Source organism: Cognatundibacterium rugosum, assembly GCF_014284365.1.
Taxonomy (GTDB): Bacteria; Pseudomonadota; Gammaproteobacteria; order Burkholderiales; family Burkholderiaceae_D; genus Undibacterium; species Undibacterium rugosum.
The window spans coordinates 1-255 of the sequence record NZ_JACOGG010000079.1 but is presented as its reverse complement, the minus strand read 5'-3'; the positions used below and the strand labels follow the sequence as shown (position 1 = coordinate 255).

The 255-nt window shown below is 58.4% G+C and carries 1 pseudogene; it reads right to left on the bottom strand.

Features of this window, described 5'->3' with window-relative positions:
- Positions 1-255: pseudogene (locus H8K47_RS18140) on the bottom strand (energy transducer TonB); the annotation flags it as partial.

The following is a 255-nucleotide window of genomic DNA, read 5'->3' as shown; positions in this document are numbered from 1 at the left end:
AGGTCGGGTTTTCCGGTTTCTGGTTGGTCACCGCAGAAATGGTGTTCTGTGGCTGTACCTGTGGCTGGACCTGCACTTCCGGCGGCGGAATGAATGGTGGCGGTGGAGCCAGCAGTTTCGGCGGCGGCGGTGGTGGCGTGTCTGGTGGTGGCGGAGGCGGTTTGACCTCTTCCACGATTTTTGTTTCTAGGGGCTTTTGAACGATTTCAACGAGTTTGGTGCCCAGGCCATTGGCCAGTGCGTACACCAATACCG